The sequence below is a fragment of the Actinomadura soli genome (genome assembly GCF_005889715.1).
Lineage (GTDB): Bacteria > Actinomycetota > Actinomycetes > Streptosporangiales > Streptosporangiaceae > Spirillospora > Spirillospora soli.
The window spans coordinates 1-19,397 of sequence record NZ_VCKW01000055.1; the positions used below are offsets into that span (position 1 = coordinate 1).

The window sequence follows — 19,397 nt, forward strand, 5'->3', positions numbered from 1 at the left end:
GTGCGGGGCGGCTGCTGGCGTTGCAGTACGCGGGGTATTTCTGGCGGGACGGTAAGGAGTTCAATTCGTCCTGGTCGGCGGGTCATCCGTACGGGTTGATGATCGGGACCGGTCAGGTGATCCAGGGGTGGGATCAGGGGCTGGTCGGCCAGCGGGTGGGGAGCAGGGTGCTGCTGGTGGTGCCGCCGTCGCTCGGGTACGGGCCGAAGGGGCTGGCGCAGTTCGGGATCAGGGGGAGCGACACGCTGGTGTTCGTCGTCGACCTCCTCGGCGTGCACTGACGGCACCTCCCGGCCGGGCGCACCGCCACGAAAACCGAACGTGCTCTATTCCGTATCGTCGTTGTTCATAGAATGGCGAGATGGAGGACATCGACGCGATCGCGCTGTTGCAGGATCCGGTGCGGCGGCGGCTGTACGAGTTCGTCGCGGCGCAGGGCCGTGACGTGGGGCGGAACGAGGCGGCGGAGGCGGCCGGGGTCGCGCGGACGCTCGCGGCGTTCCATCTGGACAAGCTGGTGGGCGCGGGCCTGCTGGAGGCGGGCAGCAGGCGGCTGTCGGGCCGGTCGGGTCCGGGTGCGGGGCGTCCGGCGAAGGTGTACCGGGCGTCGGCGGCGGAGCGGGCGGTGTCGGTGCCGGCGCGGGACTACCGGACGGCGGCGGGCGTGCTGGCGGAGGCGGCGGAGATGGCCGGTCTGGACATGGAGGTGCAGGACGCGGCGCGTCGCGAGGGCAGGGCGCTGCGGGGCCCGTCCGGGTCGTGCGGCGGTCTGGACGGGGTCGAGGCGGTGCTGACTGCGCGCGGGTACCGGCCCGTCCGGGACGAGGGCGGTGTGGTGCGGATGCGCAACTGCCCGTTCCGTGTGGTGGCGGAGCGGTTCCCGCCGCTCGTGTGCGGGCTGAACCTGGCGCTGCTGGAGGGGCTGGCTGAGGGGTCGGAGGTGCGGGTGCGGATGGATCCGCGGCCGGGCTGGTGCTGCGTCGCGGCCGAGAAGTCTAAAAACAATGAAGATTGACTTAGAAGCGGGCGGCGTGCTGGACTGAGCGCATGGACGATCACGCCCCCTCCCGGTTCCACCTCGCCCAGTTCAACGTCGCCACCCTCGTGCTCCCGCTCGACGACCCGCGCATGGCGGACTTCGTCGCGCTCCTCGACCCCGTGAACGCTCTCGCCGACGCCACGCCCGGGTTCGTGTGGCGCCTGGTCGAGGAGGGGGAGGCCGACGCCACCGGCATGCGTCCCGCCGGCGAGGACGTGATCATCAACTTCTCGGTGTGGGAGTCGGCCGGGTCGCTGTGGGACTTCGTCTACCGCAGCGCCCACCTGGAGACGATGCGGCGGCGCCGCGAGTGGTTCCGGCGGCACATGGAGGCGCATCTGGTGATGTGGTGGATCCCGGCGGGGCACGTCCCGACGGTGGAGGAGGCCATGGAGCGCCTCGCCCTGATCCGTGAGCACGGCCCGACGCCCCGCGCGTTCACCTTCAACGCGTCCTACACCGCCGAGGAGGCCGCCCAAGCCGAAGAGGCCGCCCAAGCCGAGGAGGCCGAGGAGGCCGCGCAGGCCGACGTCGCGGCGGCCGCCGCGGGCCCGGAACGCGGCAGCCCGGTGGCCTGACGGTCAGGTGAGGAGGGCGGCGGTGTGGCGTCCGGCGGCCGCCGCGGTGAGGAAGTAGGCGAGGTCCTCGTCCAGCCGCCGGCCCATGGTGGACAGCCGGACGCCCCAGTCCTTCTCGGCGGCCCTGAGGACGTCCACCAGGCCGTCGACGGCGACGGGCACGAGCCGGTGCCGGTCGCCGAGCGGGGCGGCGCCGGCGGCGACGCGGGCGCCGAACTCGCCGCCGAGCTCGGGGACGGGGATGTCGGCGGCGGCGAGGGCGACGCGCCCGTACGCGGTGAGGGAGTGGTGGGAGACGCCGATGTGGCGTTCCCTCTTGTCGCCCTCGGAGACGCGCAGTGAGCCGACGGGCCGTCCGCCGAGGACGGACGCCGCGTTGACGGCCTCACCGGCCGTGACGCCGGAGAAGCCCCACGTGGTGCCCGTCCCGAGGTTCCCCGGCCCCTGGGCGAGGACGGCGACGTCGGCGTCCAGGACGAGCCGCGCGGCGAGCAGGCCCGTGTGGACAGTGACGGTCTCCAGGTCGCCGCCGAACGCCTGCCCGGCGGTGATGGTCGCGGCGAGCGCGCCCGCGTCCTTCAGCTGCGCGATGGACATGGAGAACCACGACGGCAGCGCCCCGCCGTCCGGCATGACGTACACCACACGCGCCGACGGCCGTTCGGCCAGGAGCGCGGCGAGGATCGGGGGCAGCGCGGAGTGCAGGTCGGCGACGAGGACGGGCATCCCGCCGATGGAGTCGGCGTCGCGCAGGACGCCGTGGTGGGGGGAGTCCTGCTCGTCGGCGCCGAGGACGGTGGCCTGCAGCGGCGTGTAGCGGGCCTTGACGAGGTGGCCGGGGCCGGACGGGTCGGGCGGGAGCCGGTCGGGGACCGCGACGATCATGGCGTAGCCGCCGGTGCCGAGGCCCATCGCCAGGGCCGTGGTGTTGAGCAGGACGGTGTCTCCCGGTTCGGGCCGTCCGACCAGGGCGGGGTAGGCCAGGGCGCGGCAGGTGCCGTCGTCCCCGATCGAGACGGTCAGCTCGACCGCCCCGGGCCATTCGCGCCGGACGCCCTCGACCGTGCCTTTGCGCCATCGGATCACAGCGCCCAACCGTAGTGCAGCGGGGACGTGGGGGCGTCCCCGCTGCGGGACGGGAGAGGTGGCTAGGACCTGCCGCCGTTGGTGGTCACCTTGCCGTTCTTGAAGATGTACATGCGCATCCAGTAGGGGTAGGACACGCTGGCGTTGCCGATGCCGAGGCGGGTCTTGAAGTTGCCGCCGGCGCTCATCGACGCCTTGCCGTTGCCGGTGTAGCCGCACCACTGCCAGCTGACGTTGTAGACGCCGCGGTCGTCGCAGTGGACGCGGTTCTGGTAGACCTTCTTGCCGTTGTAGACGAAGGTCACGTCCGTCCAGACGCCGAGGAAGTTGCAGCGCACCCCGGACGCCTTCCCGAGCTTGGGCTTCTTCTCGGCCCAGCACCAGCGGAGCTTCACGGTCTTGCGGCGCCAGGCGGCGGCGCGGATCTCGTTGGCCGGCACTCCGGCGGCCCGCAGGTCCGCGCGGGTGGCGGGCCGCGAGGCGCCCTCCTGGACCTGCGCCGCCGGGCCGCCCGGTGCGGCGGCCGGGGCGGCCGGGGTGGCGCCCGCGTGCGCCGCCGGTCCGGCGAGGCTCAGTGCCGCCGCGGCGGCGATGGTGAGTCCGGCCGTACGCCGGACCGCATGCGTTCCCCTCATCGGTGATCTCCCTTTCGGTGGACGGGACGTCGCCCGCCGTGGCCCCCGCGGGCCACGGGATGGAGCGAACAGGACGCGTGTCTCCCGGCCGTCTTCGCCGCGTCTCCGCAGCGTGCGGCGGGCGTCTGCCCGGCGTCGTCACGGCGTCGTCACGGCGTCTGCCTGCGTCGTCACGGCGTTGGCGGGGCGTTTCCGTCGCCGGTTCGTGTGGGGGCGGAGGGGCGTCGCGTGGATGTCCGGCAAGTCCGGCGATCTCCGGCTGAAGGGGAGCCCAGGTCCGGTAGCGTGTCCGGCGGGGAAGGGGGCCGGTATGTCGCGGCGCAAGACCGAGCGTCTGCTCAACCTGGTGGTCTGCCTGCTCGCCACCCGGCGTTTTCTGACGGCGGAGCAGATCCGCCGGGCGGTGCCCGGCTATCCGGACTCCGACGAAGCGTTCAAGCGGATGTTCGAGCGGGACAAGGAGGAACTGCGCGAGCTCGGCGTCCCGCTAGAGGTCGGCAGCGACCAGCAGGGCGGCGGCGGTGAGGAGATCGGGTACCGGATCCCGCCGCAGGCCTACGAGCTGCCCGACATCCACCTCACGCCGGACGAGGCGGCGGTGCTCGGCCTCGCGGCGCGGGTGTGGCAGCGGGCGAGCATGGCGGAGGCGGCGTCCGGGGCGCTGCTGAAGCTGCGCGCCGCCGGGGTGGAGACCGACGTGCCGACCGCGGTGGGGATCGAGCCGCGCGTCAACACGCAGGACCCGGCGTTCCCGGTGCTGTGGGAGGCGGTGCGGGACGGCCGCCCGGTCGCGTTCGACTACCAGGGCATCGGGCGGACGTCGATGTCGCGGCGGCACCTGGAGCCGTGGGGCGTGGTGAGCCGCCGGGGCCGCTGGTACGTGGTCGGGTTCGACCTGGACCGCGACGAGCAGCGGGTGTTCCGGCTGAGCCGCATCGTCGGCGACGTGAAGGCCGACGGTCCGGCCGGGGCGGTGACCGTCCCGGACGGGGTGGACGTGCGGCGCATCGCCTTCGACTGGGGCGATCCGGTGAACGAGCCGCGCCCGGCGACGGTGCGGCTGCGGCGCGGCGCCGCGCAGGGCCCGCGGCGGTGGGCCAAGGACGTGCGGCCCGTCCCCGCAGGTGAGCTGGACGGCGCGTGGGACGGCGAGTGGGACGAGGCCGTCCTGACCTTCCGGGACGTTGACCGGTTCGCGCCCTACCTGGCCCGGTTCGCCGACGACGTGGTCGTCCTCGACCCGCCGGACCTGCGCGAGGCGATGATCCAGCAGCTGAAGTCGGTGCTGGCGTGCGCCGAGCGTCCGGCGCGGCCGGCGGACGGGACGGTGAACGGCTCATGACCGCGAAGACCGGCGGGGCGGCGGGCAGGCCCGCGGCGGCGAAGACGGCGGCGACGACGTCGACCGACCGGCTGGGCCGGCTGCTGGCGCTCGTCCCGTACGTGGTCAACCGCGACTCGGTCGCCCTCGGCGAGGCCGCGGCCGCGTTCGGGGTGACCGAGAAGCAGCTGATCGACGACCTGAACCTGCTGTGGTGCGTGGAGCTGCGCGCGCCCGACCCGTACTGCCCGATCGACCTGTCCTACGAGGGCGGGGAGATCACGGTCGCGGAGGCGGAGTCGATCGCGCGTCCGCTGCGGCTGAAGGTGGACGAGGCGTCCGCGCTGCTGGTGGCGCTGCGGATGCTCGCCGGGATCCCCGGCCTGGACGACCGCGACGCGCTCAGCCGGCTGATCGCGAAGCTGGAGAGCGCGGCGGGCACGGCGGCGGCGGCGTCCAGCCAGGTCTCGGTGGAGGTGGACGCCTACAGCGGGTCCGCCGACCCGGATCGGACGGGCCTCGCCCTGCTGCGCGACGCGATCGCGCGGGGCCGCCGCGTCCATCTGTCGTACTACGTTCCGGCGCGGGACGAGAACACCGAGCGCGACGTCGACCCCATGCGGCTGCTGGTGGTGGAGGGCAACACCTACCTGGAGGGGTGGTGCCGCCGGGCGGAGGCGGTGCGGCTGTTCAAGCTGGACCGGATCACCGACCTGGCGGTGCTGGACGTCCCCGCGCAGGTCCCCGACGACGCCGAGCCGATCGACGTGGACGCGGGGCTGTTCCGCCCGTCCCCGCAGGACGAGGCGGTGACGCTGGAGCTGACGCCGCGCGGCCGGTGGGTCGCCGACTACTACCCGTGCGAGTCGGTGGAGGAGCTCGGGGAGGGCCGGCTGCGGGTGGTGCTGCGCACCCCGGACACCCGGTGGGTGCGGGGCCTGGCGCTGCGGCTCGGCGACCAGGGCCGGGTGGTGGAGCCGGGCGCGCTCGCCGCCACGGTCCACGACGACGCCGCCCGGGCCCTGGCCCGGTACGGCATGACGTGACGGCGTCGGCTACGGTGGCGGACGTGACCTGGTCGGTGATCGCGGTGGCGTTGGGCTTCGCCGGTCTCGTCGTGCTCTTCTACTGCGCGTTCAGGGTCCACCTCGGGGTGCGGCGGCTGGGGCGTGAACTGGAACGGACCAGGAGGCTGCTCGCGCCCGAACATGCGGCGTTGCGTGCCGAACTGTCCGATCTTCAGGGGCCGCCCGTGTCGCAAGTGTCCGGTGAAGGCGTACGATCGGCCTAGCATGACACCCGGCTGAAAAGGATTGCAGACATGCTTCCCAACCTTGGCGGCGGCGAATGGATGATCATTCTGCTCGTCGTGCTCCTGCTGTTCGGCTCGGCCAAGCTGCCGGCGCTGGCCCGCTCCCTGGGCAAGTCCGCGCGGATCCTGAAGGCCGAGACCAAGGGCATCCATGACGATGACGATGCCGGCGACGCGACGACGGCCTCCGCCGGCAAGGGGGACAAGGCCGCGGGTGACGAGAAGAAGCCCGTCGCCGAGCCCGCCTCCGACTCCGGCGCCGCCCAGCGCCCCCGCGGGGCCCTCGCTTCCGGCGAGCCGATCCAGGGCGTGCCGGTCTCCGACCCAGGGCAGGCCCGCAAGAGCGACTGAACCGTCCACGCGACGCATGAACCCGCCGCCGACCGCGTGGACGCCCGCGCGGCCCCGACCGATCGCTCCGTCCCGACCGAATCCGCCGCCCGCCCCGAGGCCCTGAATGCCCACGATGAAGCTGAGCAGGCGCGACGCCGCCCCCGACGGCCGCATGCCCCTCATGGAACATCTCCGTGAGCTGCGCAACCGGTTGATCAAGGCGATCCTGGGCCTCGTGCTCGGCGCGATCGTCGGATGGATCTTCTTCCCCCCGATCTGGGACTTCCTGAAGCAGCCGTACACGCGGATCCCGCCCGAGCACTGCCTGAACGGCAAGTGCGACCTGGTCGTGCACGGGATCTTCGACGGGTTCTTCATCCACCTGAAGGTCGCGCTGATCGTCGGGGCGCTCCTGTCGTCGCCGATCTGGCTGTACCAGATCTGGGCGTTCGTCGCGCCGGGGCTGTACCGCAAGGAACGCCGGTACACCTACGTCTTCCTGGCGGCGGCGGTGCCGCTGTTCCTGCTCGGCGGCGCGCTGGCGTACCTGACGATGGACAAGGGCCTGAAGATCTTCATCGGGCTCGCGCCGGGCGACACGACCGTCCTCGTCGGCGTCCAGGACTACCTGGGCTACGCGCAGGCGATGCTGTTCATCTTCGGGCTGACGTTCGAGCTGCCGCTGTTCGTCGTGATGCTGAACCTCGTCGGGGTCCTCACCCACGAGCGGATCCGCAAGTCGCGGCGGCTCCTGGTGTTCGGGGTGTTCGTGTTCGCCGCCGTCGCCACCCCCAGCCAGGACCCGTTCACCATGCTCGCGCTGGCGCTGCCCACCATCGTGCTGTTCGAGGTCGCCGAACTGATCGCGTTCATCCACGACCGGCGCGGGGCCCGCCGACCCGACCCGTACGAGGAGCTCTCCGACGACGAGGCGTCCCCGCTTGACCTCGAAGCGATCGACGCCGAGCTGGAGAAGGGCGACCGGGCCCGCTGACCCCCGGGTGGCGCCCGCCGGCCGGGCCGGGCTCGCGGAGATCGTCTCCGGATTGGGAATCGGGCCGGTCGAAACCGTAGGCTCCAAGGTATGACCTCCCCCGACACCGACACAGGCACCGGGCCGGCCGGTGAGACCCCGGCCCAGCGGTACGCCGCCTACCGCAGGCGCACCGCGGGCAGCGGCCCGGCCCTGCTCGACTTCCGCACCCTGTACGACTTCGAGCTGGACCGGTTCCAGATCGAGGCGTGCCAGGCGCTGGAGGACGGCAGCGGCGTCCTCGTCGCCGCGCCGACCGGGTCCGGGAAGACGGTGGTGGGGGAGTTCGCCGTGCACCTCGCCCTCACCGGCGGCGGCAAATGCTTCTACACCACGCCGATCAAGGCGCTGTCGAACCAGAAGTACGCCGACCTCGTCCGCCGCTACGGGCCGGAGAAGGTCGGGCTGCTCACCGGCGACAACAGCGTCAACGGCGAGGCGCCCGTCGTCGTGATGACGACCGAGGTGCTGCGGAACATGCTGTACGCGGGGTCGCACACCCTCGCGGGCCTGGCGTTCGTCGTGATGGACGAGGTGCACTACCTCGCCGACCGGTTCCGCGGCGCCGTCTGGGAAGAGGTGATCATCCACGTCCCCGACTCGGTGCGGATCGTGGCGCTGTCGGCGACCGTCAGCAACGCCGAGGAGTTCGGCGAATGGCTCCATGAGGTGCGCGGCGACACCGCGGTGATCGTGGACGAGCACCGTCCCGTCCCGCTGTTCCAGCACATGATGGTCGGCGCCCGCCTGTACGACCTGTTCGTCGACACCGGCAAGGGCAAGGACCGGCAGGCGCGGCTGAACCCGCAGCTCACCCGGATGGCGGTGGACGAGGTCCGCCGCGCCAAGGTCAACCAGGGCCGCCGCACCGGACGGCGCCGCGCGCCGCGCCCGCAGCGGTACCGGCCCCCCGCCCGGGCCGACGTGATCGAGCGGCTGGAGCGTGCCGGGCTGCTCCCGGCGATCACGTTCATCTTCAGCCGCGCCGGGTGCGACGCCGCCGTCCTGCAGTGCCTGCACGCCGGGATCCGGCTGACGTCCAAGGAGGAGGCGGAGGAGATCCGCGCGCACGCCGAGCTGCGCACCGCCGACATCGCCGCCGAGGACCTGCGGGTCCTCGGATACGGCGACTTCCTCGCCGCGCTGGAGCGCGGCGTCGCCGCCCACCACGCCGGGATGCTCCCCACCTTCAAGGAGATCGTCGAGGAGCTGTTCACCCGCGGGATGATCAAGGCGGTGTTCGCGACGGAGACGCTCGCGCTCGGCATCAACATGCCCGCCCGCACCGTCGTGATCGAGAAGCTCGACAAGTGGAACGGGGAGGCGCACGTCGACCTGACCCCCGGCGAGTACACGCAGCTCACCGGGCGGGCCGGGCGGCGCGGCATCGACGTGGAGGGCCACGCCGTCGTGGTGTGGGGGCCGAACGTGGAGCCCGCGTCCGTCGCCGGGCTCGCCGGCACCCGCACCTACCCGCTGAACTCCAGCTTCCGGCCGTCCTACAACATGGCCGTCAACCTCGTGGGCGCCGTCGGGAACGACCGTGCCCGGACGCTGCTGGAGGAGTCGTTCGCGCAGTTCCAGGCCGACCGGGCCGTCGTCGGCCTCGCCCGGCAGGTGCACAAGAACGAGGAGGCCCTCGCCGGGTACGCCAAGGCCGCCGAATGCCACCTCGGCGACTTCATGGAGTACGCGGCGATGCGGCGCCGCCTGTCGGACCGGGAGGCGGAGCTGTCGCGCGAACGCGCCGGGACCCGCCGCGCCGAGGCCGCCAGGTCGCTGGAGCACCTGCGGCCCGGCGACGTCATCCTCGTCCCGTCGGGGCGCCGGTCGGGGCTCGCGGTCGTCCTCGACCCGGGGGTCGGGCGCCGCTCGGACGGGCCCGCGCCGCTCGTGCTGACGGTGAACCGGTCCGTGCAGCGCCTGTCGATCCAGGACTTCCCCCGCGCCGTGGAGCCCGTCGAGCGGATCCGGATCCCGAAGTCGTTCAGCCCCCGCAACCCGCAGGACCGCCGCGACCTGGCGTCCGCGCTGCGCGCCAAGGTCCCCGACGACGTCCGCGACCGCAAGCGGGCCCGCGGCGACTCCGCCGCCCCCGACGACGCCGAGATCAACGAGCTGCGCACCGGGCTGCGCCGCCATCCCGTGCACGGCTGCGACAAGCGGGAGGAGCACGCCCGCTGGGCCGAGCGGTACCACCGCCTCGACCGCGAGACCGAGCAGCTCCGCCGCCGTGTCGAGGGCCGCTCCCAGGTCATCGCCCGCACGTTCGACCGGGTCTGCGCCGTCCTGGAGCAGCTCGGATACCTGGAGGGCGACTCCGTCACCGCGGAGGGCCGCCGCCTCGGCCAGATCTACAACGAGCTGGACCTGCTCACCGCCGAGAGCCTCCGCGAAGGGCTGTGGGACAAGCTCGACCAGGCCGAGCTGGCCGCGTGCGTGTCCGCGCTGGTGTACGAGTCGCGGCAGCCCGACGACGCCGCGCCGCCCCGCACCCCCGCCGGGCCCGCGCAGGATGCCCTCGCCGCCATGGTGCGGCTCTGGGGCGAGCTGGAGGGCGTCGAACGCGACAACCGCGTGTCGTTCCTCCGCGAGCCCGACCTCGGGTTCGCGTGGACGGCGTACCGGTGGGCCAAGGGCGACGACCTCGACGAGGTCCTCCTCGAAAGCGACCTCACCGCCGGCGACTTCGTCCGCGCCGTGAAGCAGCTCCTCGACCTGCTCGGGCAGGTCGCCGACGCGGCCCCGCCGAACAGCCACATCCGCAAGACGGCCCGCCGCGCCATGGACTCGATGCGCCGCGGCGTCGTCGCGTACTCGTCCGTCGCCTAGGGAGCGGGGGCGCGGCAGCGGGCACGGCGCCGATGCGGTCCGGCCGGTACTCCTCCGCCAGTCCGCCGCCGCGGCCGTCAGCAGGAAGTCGAGCGCGCCGAGCAGGCGGGCCAGCGGACGGTCGGCGAAGTCGCTGTGCCCGGCGACGCCGCGGGTCACGGAAGCGTGAAGACCGTCCAAAAGCTGGGAAATCGCCCCGTAACCTGCGATTCGGTGCCACAATCGGGGCGCCCGATCACCCTTGAGGGCCGTGGGGAGCATGATGCGCCGGGGGCGCTGAGGACGGTGCGCGCCGCGCCGGCGATGCCGCGCCGGGCCGCCGGACCGGGGGAGCGGCCGCCGCCCACGAGTGACACGAGAAAGGTCCGACCCGTGGCCATCCGCGACAAGATGCGCGCCAACGCGGCCCCTGTCCTGCAGCCGGGCGAGAACGTCCAGGCGGTGTTCGGCGCGCAGACCACCAGCCAGTACTTCGCGCTGCTGTCCTACTGGATCATCATCTTCGCCAACGCCTACCGCGTCGTCGTGGTCACCGACCGGCGCATCCTGGTGTGCCGGTCCGGCCGGTTCCGCATGACCCCGGTGAACGAGGTCCTGCGCGAGCTGCCGCGCGGCACCCGCATCGGGCCGCCGAGCGGCCTGTGGTGGCGCTGCGAGACGCTCGGCGAGAAGCTCTACGTCCACAAGCGGTTCCACAAGGACGTCAACGCCGCCGACGGCGTCAACGCCTGACGCCGCCGCCCGGACCTCTGGACCAGGGGCCCTCCCGCCGCGCGGGAGGGCCCCTCGCCCTGCGCCGGGGCGTGAATGGTCCGCGGACGGGCACCCTACGCAGGTCGGAGACGAATCCACTTCACGGAGGATCCGCCCGCTGCGCCGGGAACGCTACGGTGATCCCGATCACGGTATTTCGGCGACGATAACGCAGGATGGGTGCATGATCGAGGCGGAGAACCTCACCAAGCGCTACGGCGACAAGACCGCCGTGGACGATTTGTCCTTCACCGTCGTCCCCGGGCGGGTGACCGGGTTCCTCGGCCCGAACGGCGCCGGGAAGTCGACCACCATGCGGCTGCTGCTCGGCCTCGACCGGCCGGACCGCGGCGACGCCAGGATCGACGGCGTCCACTACACCGACCTGCCCGCGCCGTTGCGCGTGGTCGGCGCGCTGCTGGAGGCGCGGGCCGTGCACACCGGGCGCAGTGCCTACAACCACCTGCTGTGCCTCGCGCAGACCCAGGGGATCGGCAAGAAGCGCGTCGACGAGGTCGTCGAGCTCGTCGGCCTCACCGGCGTGGCCCGCAAGCGCGCCGGCGGCTTCTCCCTCGGCATGGGGCAGCGGCTCGGCATCGCCGCCGCGCTGCTCGGCGACCCGTCCGTCCTGATCCTGGACGAGCCCGTCAACGGCCTCGACCCGGAGGGCATCGTCTGGATCCGCACCCTCATGCAGCGGCTCGCCGCCGAAGGGCGGACCGTGTTCGTGTCCAGCCACCTCATGAACGAGATGGCCGTCACCGCCGAGCACCTCATCGTCATCGGACGCGGCAGGCTCATCGCCGACTGCTCCACCGAGGAGTTCATCGAGCGCAGCACCGAGAAGATGGTCGCCGTCCGCAGCCCCGACGCCGCCCGGCTCGCCGGCGTCCTCACCGACGAGGGCGCCAAGGTCAGGACCGCCGAGGACGGCCTGCTGACCGTCACCCACATGGAGGCGCCCCGCGTCGGGGAGCTCGCCGCCGCCGAAGGAGTCGTCCTGCACGAGCTCACCCCGATGCGCGGCTCCCTGGAGGCCGCGTTCATGGAACTGACCCGCGAAAGCGTCGAGTACGGCGCGGCCGGAGGGCCCGTGGCGATGCCGGTCCCGGGCCCCGCCGCGGCGCCCGCCGCAGGGCCCGCCGCAGGGCCCGCCGGGAAGGAGGGGCCGCGATGACCGCCGCCACCACCGAGCCCGCCGCGCGGCCCGCGGGCCCGCCCGCCTACGACCGGCCCGGCTTCCGGCGGCTCATGCTCGCCGAGTGGACGAAGATCCGCACGGTCCGCTCCACCCTGTGGTCGCTGATCCTGCTCATCCTCCTCGACCTCGGGTTCACCGCGCTGTTCGTCGGGCTGACCGTCGCGCAGTGGGACGACATGACCCCCGGCGACCGCGCCTCCGTCGCCGCCGACCCGGTCAGCTTCATCCTCGGCAGCGGGTTCTTCCTCAGCCAGCTGACCATCTGCGTCCTCGGCGTCCTCGTGATCGCCTCCGAGTACTCCACCGGCATGATCCGCGCCAGCCTCCTCGCCGTGCCGCGGCGGCTGCCGATGCTGTGGGCCAAGGCACTGGTGTTCGCCCTGGTCGTCCTCGTCCTCGGCGTCGCGGTGTCGTTCGCGTCGTTCTTCATCGGCGCGGCGATGATCGGGGACAAGGCGGAGGTGTCCCTCGGCGACGAGGGCGTCCTGCGCGCCGTCGTCGGCGGCGGCCTCTACCTGGCCATGCTCGGCCTCTTCGCGCTGGCGATCGGCGCGATCGTCCGGCACCCCGCCGGGGGCATCACCGGCGTGATCGGGTTCGTGCTCGTCCTGGCGCCGCTCGCCACGCTGCTGCCCGGCAGCATCGGCGAGCACGTCCACGCCTACCTGCCCTCCGAGGCGGGCTACCTGATCGCCAAGGCCCACCAGGGCGAGGACGACCTGCTCACGCCCTGGGAGGGGTACGGCGTGTTCGCCCTCTGGACGGTCGCGCTCCTCGCCGTCGCCGCGTTCCTCCTCAAACGCCGCGACGCCTGACGATCCCACCGCAGCGGGCCGGTTGGACCTGCGAGACGAGGGCGCCCGCACGGGGTCCGTGCGGGCGCCCTCGTCCGGCCGCCGGGGCGTGCGGGCCGTTCAGGCGTACACGTCCTGCAGCCAGGTCCGCCACGCCTTCTTCGTCCGCTCCTGCTCGGCGGCGGAGCCGGGCGCGAAGTCGTGCACCGCGATGCCGACCGGGCCGCCCCACGCGTCGCGTCCGAAGAACCGGTACATGGCGTCGCCGGTGCGCAGGCCGAGGAAGTACTCGTTGCGGAAGTCGACCAACGCGTCCGCCGCGCCCGCGCCCGGCAGCTCCACCCGGACCGTGTCGCCCTCGGCGGCGCCGTCCAGGCCGAGCGCCCGGACGGCCGCGCCGAACGAGCCCTTCGCCATGGACGCCTTGGGCCCGTGGATGTCGGACTGCGTCGCCGGCAGCCCCGTGAAGTGCACCAGGTACTGCCGCAGCGTGTGCAGGTAGAAGTCGGTGTGCCGGTTCGCGCCGTCGTACTGGTTGTCCCAGTCGTCGGTGAAGATCCCGCTGTGCACGTAGCGGACCCAGGCCCGTCCGCCCTCGCGCGGCTCGATCAGGTTGTCGAGCTGGTTCAGCGACTGGGGGAGGCCCTCGATGCCGTCCGGGTCCTCCTGGCGGCTGGTCAGCCGGCGCGGCGGGTCCCACGCTGTGACGACCCCGCCGAGCCCGGCGGCGCCGCCGACCCGCGGCTCGTACTCCGCCGGCCACAGCCACCCCGCGGCGCCCGTGGTGATCGCGTCCCAGACCTGCTCGGGCGACGCGTCCACCTCGAACTCGCGGACGATCTCGAATGCCCTGCCCATGACGGCTCTCCTCAGAATTCGTGCGTGCGTTAGGTCGCCTGCCTGCGTTGCTCGCGTTGTGGGCGCGAGCGGCGGCCGCGGGTCAGGTCTCGATCTCCCCGGGGGCGTCCTGCTCCGGTTCCGCCGTGGCGCCGGGCCCGGTCTTCAGCGACGGGTGGACGGCGATCATGATGCGGTGGCCCCGCCCGCCCTCCGACTCCGCGTCGTGGTACTTGCGGATCAGCGCGCCGACACCGGCGGTCAGCTCCTCGATGAACGCGGCCCGTGCGGCCGCGGACGCGAACCGGACCTCCCCGTCAAGCGCGAACGTCGCGAGGCGCCTGTCGGCCCGCGCCGCGCCGGTGATCAGCGCGCCGACGTCGCGGACCAGCCGGGCCGCGAGCGCCAGCAGCCACCGCGCCGACAGCGCGTCCCGGTGCCGGTCCGGGTCCGGTTGCACGGACGCGAGCGCGAGCGGCGAGATGACGTAGGACGCCGCCGTGGCCCGCATCAGCCGTTCGGTCATGTTGCCCTTGCGGCGCTCGCCGACCAGCTCGACCAGGCCGTGCCGCTCCAGCGCCCGCAGGTGGTAGTTGACCTTCTGCCTGGGCAGCCCGACCCGAGCGGCGAGCGCGGTCGCCGACATCGGCTCGGCCAGCTCGGCGAGCAGCCGCGCCCGCATGGCGTCCAGCGAGGCCGCGGCCGCCTCGGGATTCTCGATCACCGTCACGTCCAGCATGGCCCCATCATCACAACCGACAATCAGATTTGTCAAGACAGGAACTTTTGTCGGTTAGGGGCGGCGCGCGACGGCGGGTTCGCGGCGGCTGGCACACATTGGCGCGCGGGGCTCCGGGCGTTGTAGAAAGTCGTCATGAGCAAGCAGGCCGCCCCCGCCGGCGACGCGCACGGCGTCGACGAGGTCACCTCGGCGGTGCTGACCGCGTCCCGGCTGCTGGTGGCGATCTCCGTGCGGTCCCTCGCCGCCGTCGAGGACGCCGTCACGCTCCCGCAGTTCCGGCTCCTGGTCGTGCTGTCCGCGCAGGGGCCGCTCAAGCTCGTCACGCTCGCCGGGCTGCTGGAGGTCAACCCGTCCACCGCCATGCGGATGGTGGACCGGCTCGCCGCCGCCGGGCTGCTGGACCGGCAGGCCAGCCCCGACAGCGGCCGCGAGGTCCGCATCCAGCTCACCGCCGCCGGCCGCGCCATCGTCGACGACGTCACCGCCCGCCGCCGGGCCGACATCGCCGAGATCGTCGCCCGGATGCCGCCCGGGCAGCGGCGCACCCTCGTCGCCGCCCTGCGCGCCTTCACCGAGGCGGGCGGGGAGCCTCCGGCCACCACCCTCGTCCCGCTCGGCTGGACCTGACACCCGCGACGCCCGCCCCTTCAACGAAGTCCGCCCGCCGTCGAACCCCGCCGGGCCGACGTGCGTACAGCCCAGGTGACGCACCTCCCCTCGACCGGAAGGACGGCGGCGGATGCGAACACCCCGGCCGATCCCCGTGGCGGCGCCCGTGGCCCTGTGCGGGCTGGCGGCGTCGCTGCTCCTCGGCGGCTGCACCGCGCTGGCCCGCCAGTCCGGCGACGGAGGAGCGCAGCCCGCGCAGGTCGCGGCGGAGAACGCGCGCCAGGCCACCGTCACCACCGAGTGGGGGCCGCTCGGCCCCGCCGACCGCGCCCTCATCGTCAAGGTCCGCGAGGCGGGGCTGTGGGAGATCCCCGTCGGCCGGGAGGCCGCGCGCCGCGCCGCCCGGCCCGCCACCCAGCGCAACCTCGCCGAGATCGCCCGCCAGCACGAGCGGCTGGACGAGCTGGCCCGCGGGATCGCCGCGCAGCTGAACGTCCCGCTGCCGGACCGGCCGACCGCCGAGCAGCAGAGCTGGATGTCGGAGATCGGCGGCAAGTCCGGCACCGAGTACGACAAGACGGCAGTGGCGCGGCTGCGGGTGGCGCACGGCCAGATCTACCCGCAGATCGCCGCCGTCCGCGCCAGCACCCGCAACACCCTCGTCCGGCAGTTCGCCAAGCAGTGCGAGACCTTCGTCCACACCCACATGACGCTGCTGGAGGGGACCGGCTTCGTCACCGTCGACGCGCTGCCCGACCCGCCCGCCGTGACCGGCGCGCCCGAGCCCGGCAGCCCGAACCAGCGGCGGACGCCCGCGCCCGCCGCCACCTCCGTGATCAGGGACTGAGCGCGCGCGGGCGGTGTCAGACCCGGGCGTCCAGCTCGGCGAGCAGCGCCCGGAGCGTCGCGCCGAGCGGCGCGTCCAGCGTGACCAGGGCGTGCTCGTCGCCCCTGGTCGCGCCCCGGTTGACGATCGCGACCGGCACGCCGTGCCCGGCCGCGTGCCGGACGAACCGGTACCCCGACAGCACCGTCAGCGACGACCCGAGCACCAGCAGCGCGCCCGCCGCCTCCGTGAGCGCGAAGCAGTCCCGCACCCGGCCCGGCGGGACGTTCTCCCCGAAGAAGATCACGTCGGGTTTGAGGACGCCGCCGCACCGCTCGCAGTCCACGACCCGGAACGCCCCGGTCTCCGCGTCGCCGAGCACGGCGTCGCCGTCCGGGTTGACGATGCCGGGGGCGGCGGCGCGGGCGTCCCAGCCCGGGTTCGCGCCCCGCAGGCGCTCGTCCAGCCGCGCGCGCGGCGTCCGGTCGCCGCAGGCCAGGCAGACCACCCGGTCCAGAGCCCCGTGCAGCTCGACGACGCCGTCGGCGCCCGCGGCCTGCTGCAGGCCGTCGACGTTCTGGGTGATGATCCCCGCGACCAGGCCCCGGCGCGCCAGCTCCGCCACCGCGCGGTGCCCGTCGTTCGGACGCGCCGCCGCGATGTGCCGCCACCCCAGGTGGCTCCGCGCCCAGTACCTGCGGCGCGCCGCCTCCGACCCGGTGAACGTCTGGTACGTCATCGGCTCGGCGCGGCGCCGGCGCCCCGTCTCCCCGCGGTAGTCGGGGATGCCCGACTCGGTCGACAGGCCCGCGCCGCTCAGCACCACCACGTCGCCGTCCGAGACGAGGTCGGCCAGCGCCCGCAGCCCCGCCCCCGCGTCCGTCCCGTCGCCGGTGAACCGGCCCTCTACCTGCGTCACCCCTCCATGGTGCACGACGGCGCCCGATGACCGCCCCGCCCGGCGGTCCTTGATCGTCGGCCGTCCGGGGCGGTGACGGCGGAGCCCCCGCGCGGGTGCTACGTTCCGCGCATGAAGCTGGCCATTCTCGGCGGCGGCGGGTTCCGGGTGCCGCACGTGTACGAGGCGCTGCTGCGCGACCGCGGCGTCCCGCGGATCGGCGAGGTCTGGCTGTACGACACCGACGCCGGACGCCTGGAGGCCATGGCCGCGGTCCTCGCCGCGCTCGCGGACGGCGCCCGGCGCGGCGGCGCGCAGGCGCCGGAGGTGTTCACCGCCACCGGCCTGGACCGCGCGCTGGACGGCGCCGACTTCGTCTTCTCCGCGATCCGCGTCGGCGGCACCGCCGGCCGCGTCCGCGACGAGCGCGTCGCGCTCGACCTGAACGTCCTCGGGCAGGAGACCACCGGCCCAGGCGGCCTCGCCTACGGCCTGCGGACCGTTCCCGTCATGACGCGGATCGCGCGCCGGGTCGAGGCGCTCGCGCCGGACGCCTACGTCATCAACTTCACCAACCCCGCGGGCATGATCACCGAGGCGATGCAGGCCGTGCTCGGCGACCGGGTCCTCGGCGTGTGCGACACCCCGTCCGGGCTCGGGTTCCGCGTCGCCGCCGCGCTCGGCCTCGACCCGTCCCGCCTCCGGCTCGACTACGTCGGCCTGAACCACCTCGGCTGGACGCGCCGCGTCCTGCACGACGGCGCGGACGTGCTGCCCGCCGTCCTCGCCGACGACGCCCTGCTCGGCGCCCTGGAGGAGGGCGTGGTGTTCGGCCGCGACTGGCTCCGCGACCTCGGGATGATCCCCAACGAGTACCTGTACTACTTCTACTTCAACCGGGAGGCGGTGCGCGCCACCCTCGACGCGCCGCGGACCCGCGGGGAGTTCCTCGCCGCGCAGCAGGCCGCGTTCTACGAGCGCGCGGCCCCGCTGGCGAACCGGTCCGGCGGCGGCGCGGCGTTGGAGCTGTGGCGCGAGACCGTCGCCGCCCGCAGCGCGAGCTACATGGCCGAGATGAAGGGCGCGGCGACCGGCACCGAGCTGGCCGGCCACGCCGGAGTCGATCCCGTCGACGAGGGCTACGCCGGTGTCGCGGTGAGGGTGATGGCCGCGATCAGCCGCGACGAGCCCGCCACCATGATCCTCAACGTGCGGAACGGGGCGACGGTCACCGCGCTGCCGCCCGACGCGGTGGTCGAGGTGCCGGTTCGGGTGGACGCGGGCGGCGTCCACCCCCTGGCCCTCACCCAACCCGACCTGGCCCAGACGGGGCTGATGCAGCAGGTGAAGGCCGTCGAGCGGCTGACGATCGGGGCCGCGCTGACCGGCTCGCGGGCCGACGCCGCCACGGCGTTCGCGCTGCACCCCCTGGTCGACTCCGTGTCCGTCGGACGGCGGCTCTTGGACGGCTACATCGCCCGCATCCCGGAGGTCGCGGCCGTGTTCGCGGTGGAGGCCCGCTGACCCCGCCGAAGCGGGGATCGCCGAGCCGCCTCCCCGGGAGACCGGCTACCGGCTCGCGGGGGCCGCGGAACCGCCGAGCGCGCCGCGGTGCCGGGGGAGGCGGCCGGAACCGGTCGTCAGGGCCAGGCCCGCGGCCAGGGCGAACAGGCCGGCGCCGAGGAAGGTCAGCGGGACGATGGTCTCCAGCAGCCGGATCTTGGCCGCCCCGTCGTCGGACTTCGCGAGCAGGGACATCCGCGACTCGGGCGTCATCCTGAGGTCCAGGTCGGCGACCACGAGGCTGCCCGCGCCGCCCTGCTGGGGCCGCAGCGTCGACACCACGTGCCGCTGCTGGTCGATGGGGGCGCCGGTCCGCGGGTCGATCCAGTACGTGGAGTCCGACCGCTGGTAGCGGTCGACCTGCACGGGCGCGCCGCCCTTGGGGAGGCCGAGCAGTTCGGGGGGCACGGCGGGAAGCTCGCTGGGGATCTTGGTGTCCGGGACGCTCTGCACGAACCGGTAGGTGCGGACGCCGTTGCGGCGCTCCTCCCCGGCGAAGGTGATCGGCCAGGCGCGCCGGGTCCCGGTGTCGAAGAGCTGAAGGCCCTTCTTCTCCACCTCCACCGGCCAGAACAGGCCGATCCCTGACTGCCGGACGCTCTTGTCGTTCTCCACGGCCGCGCCGCAGCAGTTCGTGAGCCGCGCCGTGCGGCGGTCGAAGGCGAGCCGCTGCTTCTGCAACTCGATCGTGACGCCGTTCGCGGTGTCCTCGATGACCGTGGTGGAGTCCCACACGGCGACCCCGTCCTCCTGGGCCTTCACGTCGGCCCGGATGGTGTTGGTCGCCGTCACGGTGGCGCCGGTCCGCGGGGTGAGCCTCCCGGCGTCGAAGTAGGAGGCGCCGTCGGCCCGCAGCCGCGTGACCTGGTAGAAGTCCGTCGGCGCGCCGATCAGCGTCGGGGCGATGTAATAGCGCGCGAGGACGAACCCCGCCAGCATGAACGCGCCGATGCCGATGAGGGTGAAGCCAATGGTCCTTCGCATTGCGGCCTCCCAGGAACGCGG

At 73.6% G+C, this 19,397-nt stretch carries 21 protein-coding genes; 15 read left to right on the forward strand and 6 right to left on the reverse strand.

The features are described from left to right. From ETD83_RS13320 to ETD83_RS13330, 3 genes are all read left to right on the forward strand, one after another. Nucleotides 1-281, forward strand: a 281-nt coding sequence (locus ETD83_RS13320) for an FKBP-type peptidyl-prolyl cis-trans isomerase (RefSeq protein WP_138645419.1), incomplete at its 5' end; no start/stop codon positions are given. An 80-nt stretch (nucleotides 282-361) separates the two neighbouring features. Beyond that, entirely contained in the window at nucleotides 362-1,015 is a 654-nt protein-coding gene (locus ETD83_RS43635) for a helix-turn-helix transcriptional regulator (protein ID WP_138645420.1), read from the forward strand. Between the two features lie 32 nt (nucleotides 1,016-1,047). Continuing rightward, nucleotides 1,048-1,617 carry a DUF3291 domain-containing protein gene (locus tag ETD83_RS13330; protein ID WP_138645421.1) on the forward strand — a complete coding sequence of 190 codons (570 nt, stop codon included), beginning with the start codon at nucleotides 1,048-1,050 and terminating at the stop codon, nucleotides 1,615-1,617. Between the two features lie 3 nt (nucleotides 1,618-1,620). On the opposite strand, the gene ETD83_RS13335 is transcribed toward ETD83_RS13330, so the two are convergent. After that, nucleotides 1,621-2,703 carry a DUF3866 family protein gene (locus ETD83_RS13335; RefSeq protein ID WP_138645422.1) on the reverse strand — a complete coding sequence of 361 codons (1,083 nt, stop codon included), beginning with the start codon at nucleotides 2,701-2,703 and terminating at the stop codon, nucleotides 1,621-1,623. Nucleotides 2,704-2,765: 62 nt separating this feature from the next. Beyond that, nucleotides 2,766-3,338, reverse strand: coding sequence for a hypothetical protein (locus ETD83_RS13340; protein ID WP_138645423.1), 573 nt, complete (start codon nucleotides 3,336-3,338; stop codon nucleotides 2,766-2,768). Nucleotides 3,339-3,648: 310 nt separating this feature from the next. Between ETD83_RS13340 and ETD83_RS13345 the strand changes: the two genes are divergently transcribed. The 9 genes from ETD83_RS13345 to ETD83_RS13385 all read left to right on the forward strand — a co-directional run bounded on the left by ETD83_RS13345 (nucleotide 3,649) and on the right by ETD83_RS13385 (nucleotide 12,938). Next, the gene (locus ETD83_RS13345; protein ID WP_138645424.1) at nucleotides 3,649-4,680 is read left to right on the forward strand and encodes a helix-turn-helix transcriptional regulator; all 1,032 of its coding nucleotides are present in this window, start codon (nucleotides 3,649-3,651) and stop codon (nucleotides 4,678-4,680) included. Then, nucleotides 4,677-5,705 carry a helix-turn-helix transcriptional regulator gene (locus tag ETD83_RS13350; RefSeq protein WP_138645425.1) on the forward strand — a complete coding sequence of 343 codons (1,029 nt, stop codon included), beginning with the start codon at nucleotides 4,677-4,679 and terminating at the stop codon, nucleotides 5,703-5,705. Before ETD83_RS13345 ends, ETD83_RS13350 begins: the two co-directional genes overlap by 4 nt. A 23-nt stretch (nucleotides 5,706-5,728) precedes the next feature. Beyond that, nucleotides 5,729-5,950 carry a hypothetical protein gene (locus ETD83_RS13355; RefSeq protein ID WP_138645426.1) on the forward strand — a complete coding sequence of 74 codons (222 nt, stop codon included), beginning with the start codon at nucleotides 5,729-5,731 and terminating at the stop codon, nucleotides 5,948-5,950. Between the two features lie 30 nt (nucleotides 5,951-5,980). Beyond that, complete coding sequence (gene tatA, locus ETD83_RS13360) at nucleotides 5,981-6,322, forward strand: Sec-independent protein translocase subunit TatA (protein WP_138645427.1); 342 nt, start codon at nucleotides 5,981-5,983, stop codon at nucleotides 6,320-6,322. Nucleotides 6,323-6,437: 115 nt separating this feature from the next. Next, nucleotides 6,438-7,298 (forward strand): twin-arginine translocase subunit TatC, encoded by an 861-nt coding sequence (tatC, locus tag ETD83_RS13365; RefSeq protein ID WP_138645428.1) that lies wholly within the window; start codon nucleotides 6,438-6,440, stop codon nucleotides 7,296-7,298. Nucleotides 7,299-7,388: 90 nt separating this feature from the next. Then, the gene (locus ETD83_RS13370) at nucleotides 7,389-10,169 is read left to right on the forward strand and encodes a DEAD/DEAH box helicase (RefSeq protein WP_138645429.1); all 2,781 of its coding nucleotides are present in this window, start codon (nucleotides 7,389-7,391) and stop codon (nucleotides 10,167-10,169) included. Between the two features lie 372 nt (nucleotides 10,170-10,541). After that, nucleotides 10,542-10,901 carry a hypothetical protein gene (locus ETD83_RS13375; RefSeq protein WP_138645430.1) on the forward strand — a complete coding sequence of 120 codons (360 nt, stop codon included), beginning with the start codon at nucleotides 10,542-10,544 and terminating at the stop codon, nucleotides 10,899-10,901. Between the two features lie 205 nt (nucleotides 10,902-11,106). After that, complete coding sequence (locus tag ETD83_RS13380) at nucleotides 11,107-12,099, forward strand: ABC transporter ATP-binding protein (protein ID WP_138645431.1); 993 nt, start codon at nucleotides 11,107-11,109, stop codon at nucleotides 12,097-12,099. After that, nucleotides 12,096-12,938 carry an ABC transporter permease gene (locus ETD83_RS13385; RefSeq protein ID WP_138645432.1) on the forward strand — a complete coding sequence of 281 codons (843 nt, stop codon included), beginning with the start codon at nucleotides 12,096-12,098 and terminating at the stop codon, nucleotides 12,936-12,938. Before ETD83_RS13380 ends, ETD83_RS13385 begins: the two co-directional genes overlap by 4 nt. A gap of 99 nt (nucleotides 12,939-13,037) precedes the next feature. Here the strand turns inward: ETD83_RS13385 and ETD83_RS13390 are convergent, their stop codons facing one another. Both ETD83_RS13390 and ETD83_RS13395 read right to left on the reverse strand, forming a co-directional pair. Continuing rightward, the gene (locus ETD83_RS13390) at nucleotides 13,038-13,775 is read right to left on the reverse strand and encodes an SRPBCC family protein (RefSeq protein WP_138645433.1); all 738 of its coding nucleotides are present in this window, start codon (nucleotides 13,773-13,775) and stop codon (nucleotides 13,038-13,040) included. 82 nt (nucleotides 13,776-13,857) lie between these two features. Further along, nucleotides 13,858-14,493: an ArsR/SmtB family transcription factor gene (locus tag ETD83_RS13395; RefSeq protein ID WP_138645434.1), complete on the reverse strand. Its 636-nt coding sequence runs from the start codon at nucleotides 14,491-14,493 to the stop codon at nucleotides 13,858-13,860. A gap of 135 nt (nucleotides 14,494-14,628) precedes the next feature. Here ETD83_RS13395 and ETD83_RS13400 point away from each other — a divergent pair, with 135 nt between their 5' ends. Continuing rightward, nucleotides 14,629-15,123 (forward strand): MarR family winged helix-turn-helix transcriptional regulator, encoded by a 495-nt coding sequence (locus ETD83_RS13400; RefSeq protein ID WP_138645435.1) that lies wholly within the window; start codon nucleotides 14,629-14,631, stop codon nucleotides 15,121-15,123. A 112-nt stretch (nucleotides 15,124-15,235) separates the two neighbouring features. Next, nucleotides 15,236-15,952: a DUF4142 domain-containing protein gene (locus ETD83_RS13405; protein WP_138645436.1), complete on the forward strand. Its 717-nt coding sequence runs from the start codon at nucleotides 15,236-15,238 to the stop codon at nucleotides 15,950-15,952. A 16-nt stretch (nucleotides 15,953-15,968) separates the two neighbouring features. On the opposite strand, the gene ETD83_RS13410 is transcribed toward ETD83_RS13405, so the two are convergent. Continuing rightward, on the reverse strand, nucleotides 15,969-16,850 hold the full coding sequence (locus ETD83_RS13410) for an NAD-dependent protein deacetylase (protein WP_171064180.1): 882 nt from the start codon (nucleotides 16,848-16,850) through the stop codon (nucleotides 15,969-15,971). Between the two features lie 111 nt (nucleotides 16,851-16,961). Between ETD83_RS13410 and ETD83_RS13415 the strand changes: the two genes are divergently transcribed. After that, nucleotides 16,962-18,353, forward strand: coding sequence for a 6-phospho-beta-glucosidase (locus ETD83_RS13415; RefSeq protein ID WP_138645437.1), 1,392 nt, complete (start codon nucleotides 16,962-16,964; stop codon nucleotides 18,351-18,353). A 45-nt stretch (nucleotides 18,354-18,398) separates the two neighbouring features. Here ETD83_RS13415 and ETD83_RS13420 read toward each other — a convergent pair whose 3' ends face one another. Next, the gene (locus tag ETD83_RS13420) at nucleotides 18,399-19,376 is read right to left on the reverse strand and encodes a DUF3068 domain-containing protein (RefSeq protein WP_138645438.1); all 978 of its coding nucleotides are present in this window, start codon (nucleotides 19,374-19,376) and stop codon (nucleotides 18,399-18,401) included. Between the last annotated feature and the right edge of the window lie 21 nt (nucleotides 19,377-19,397).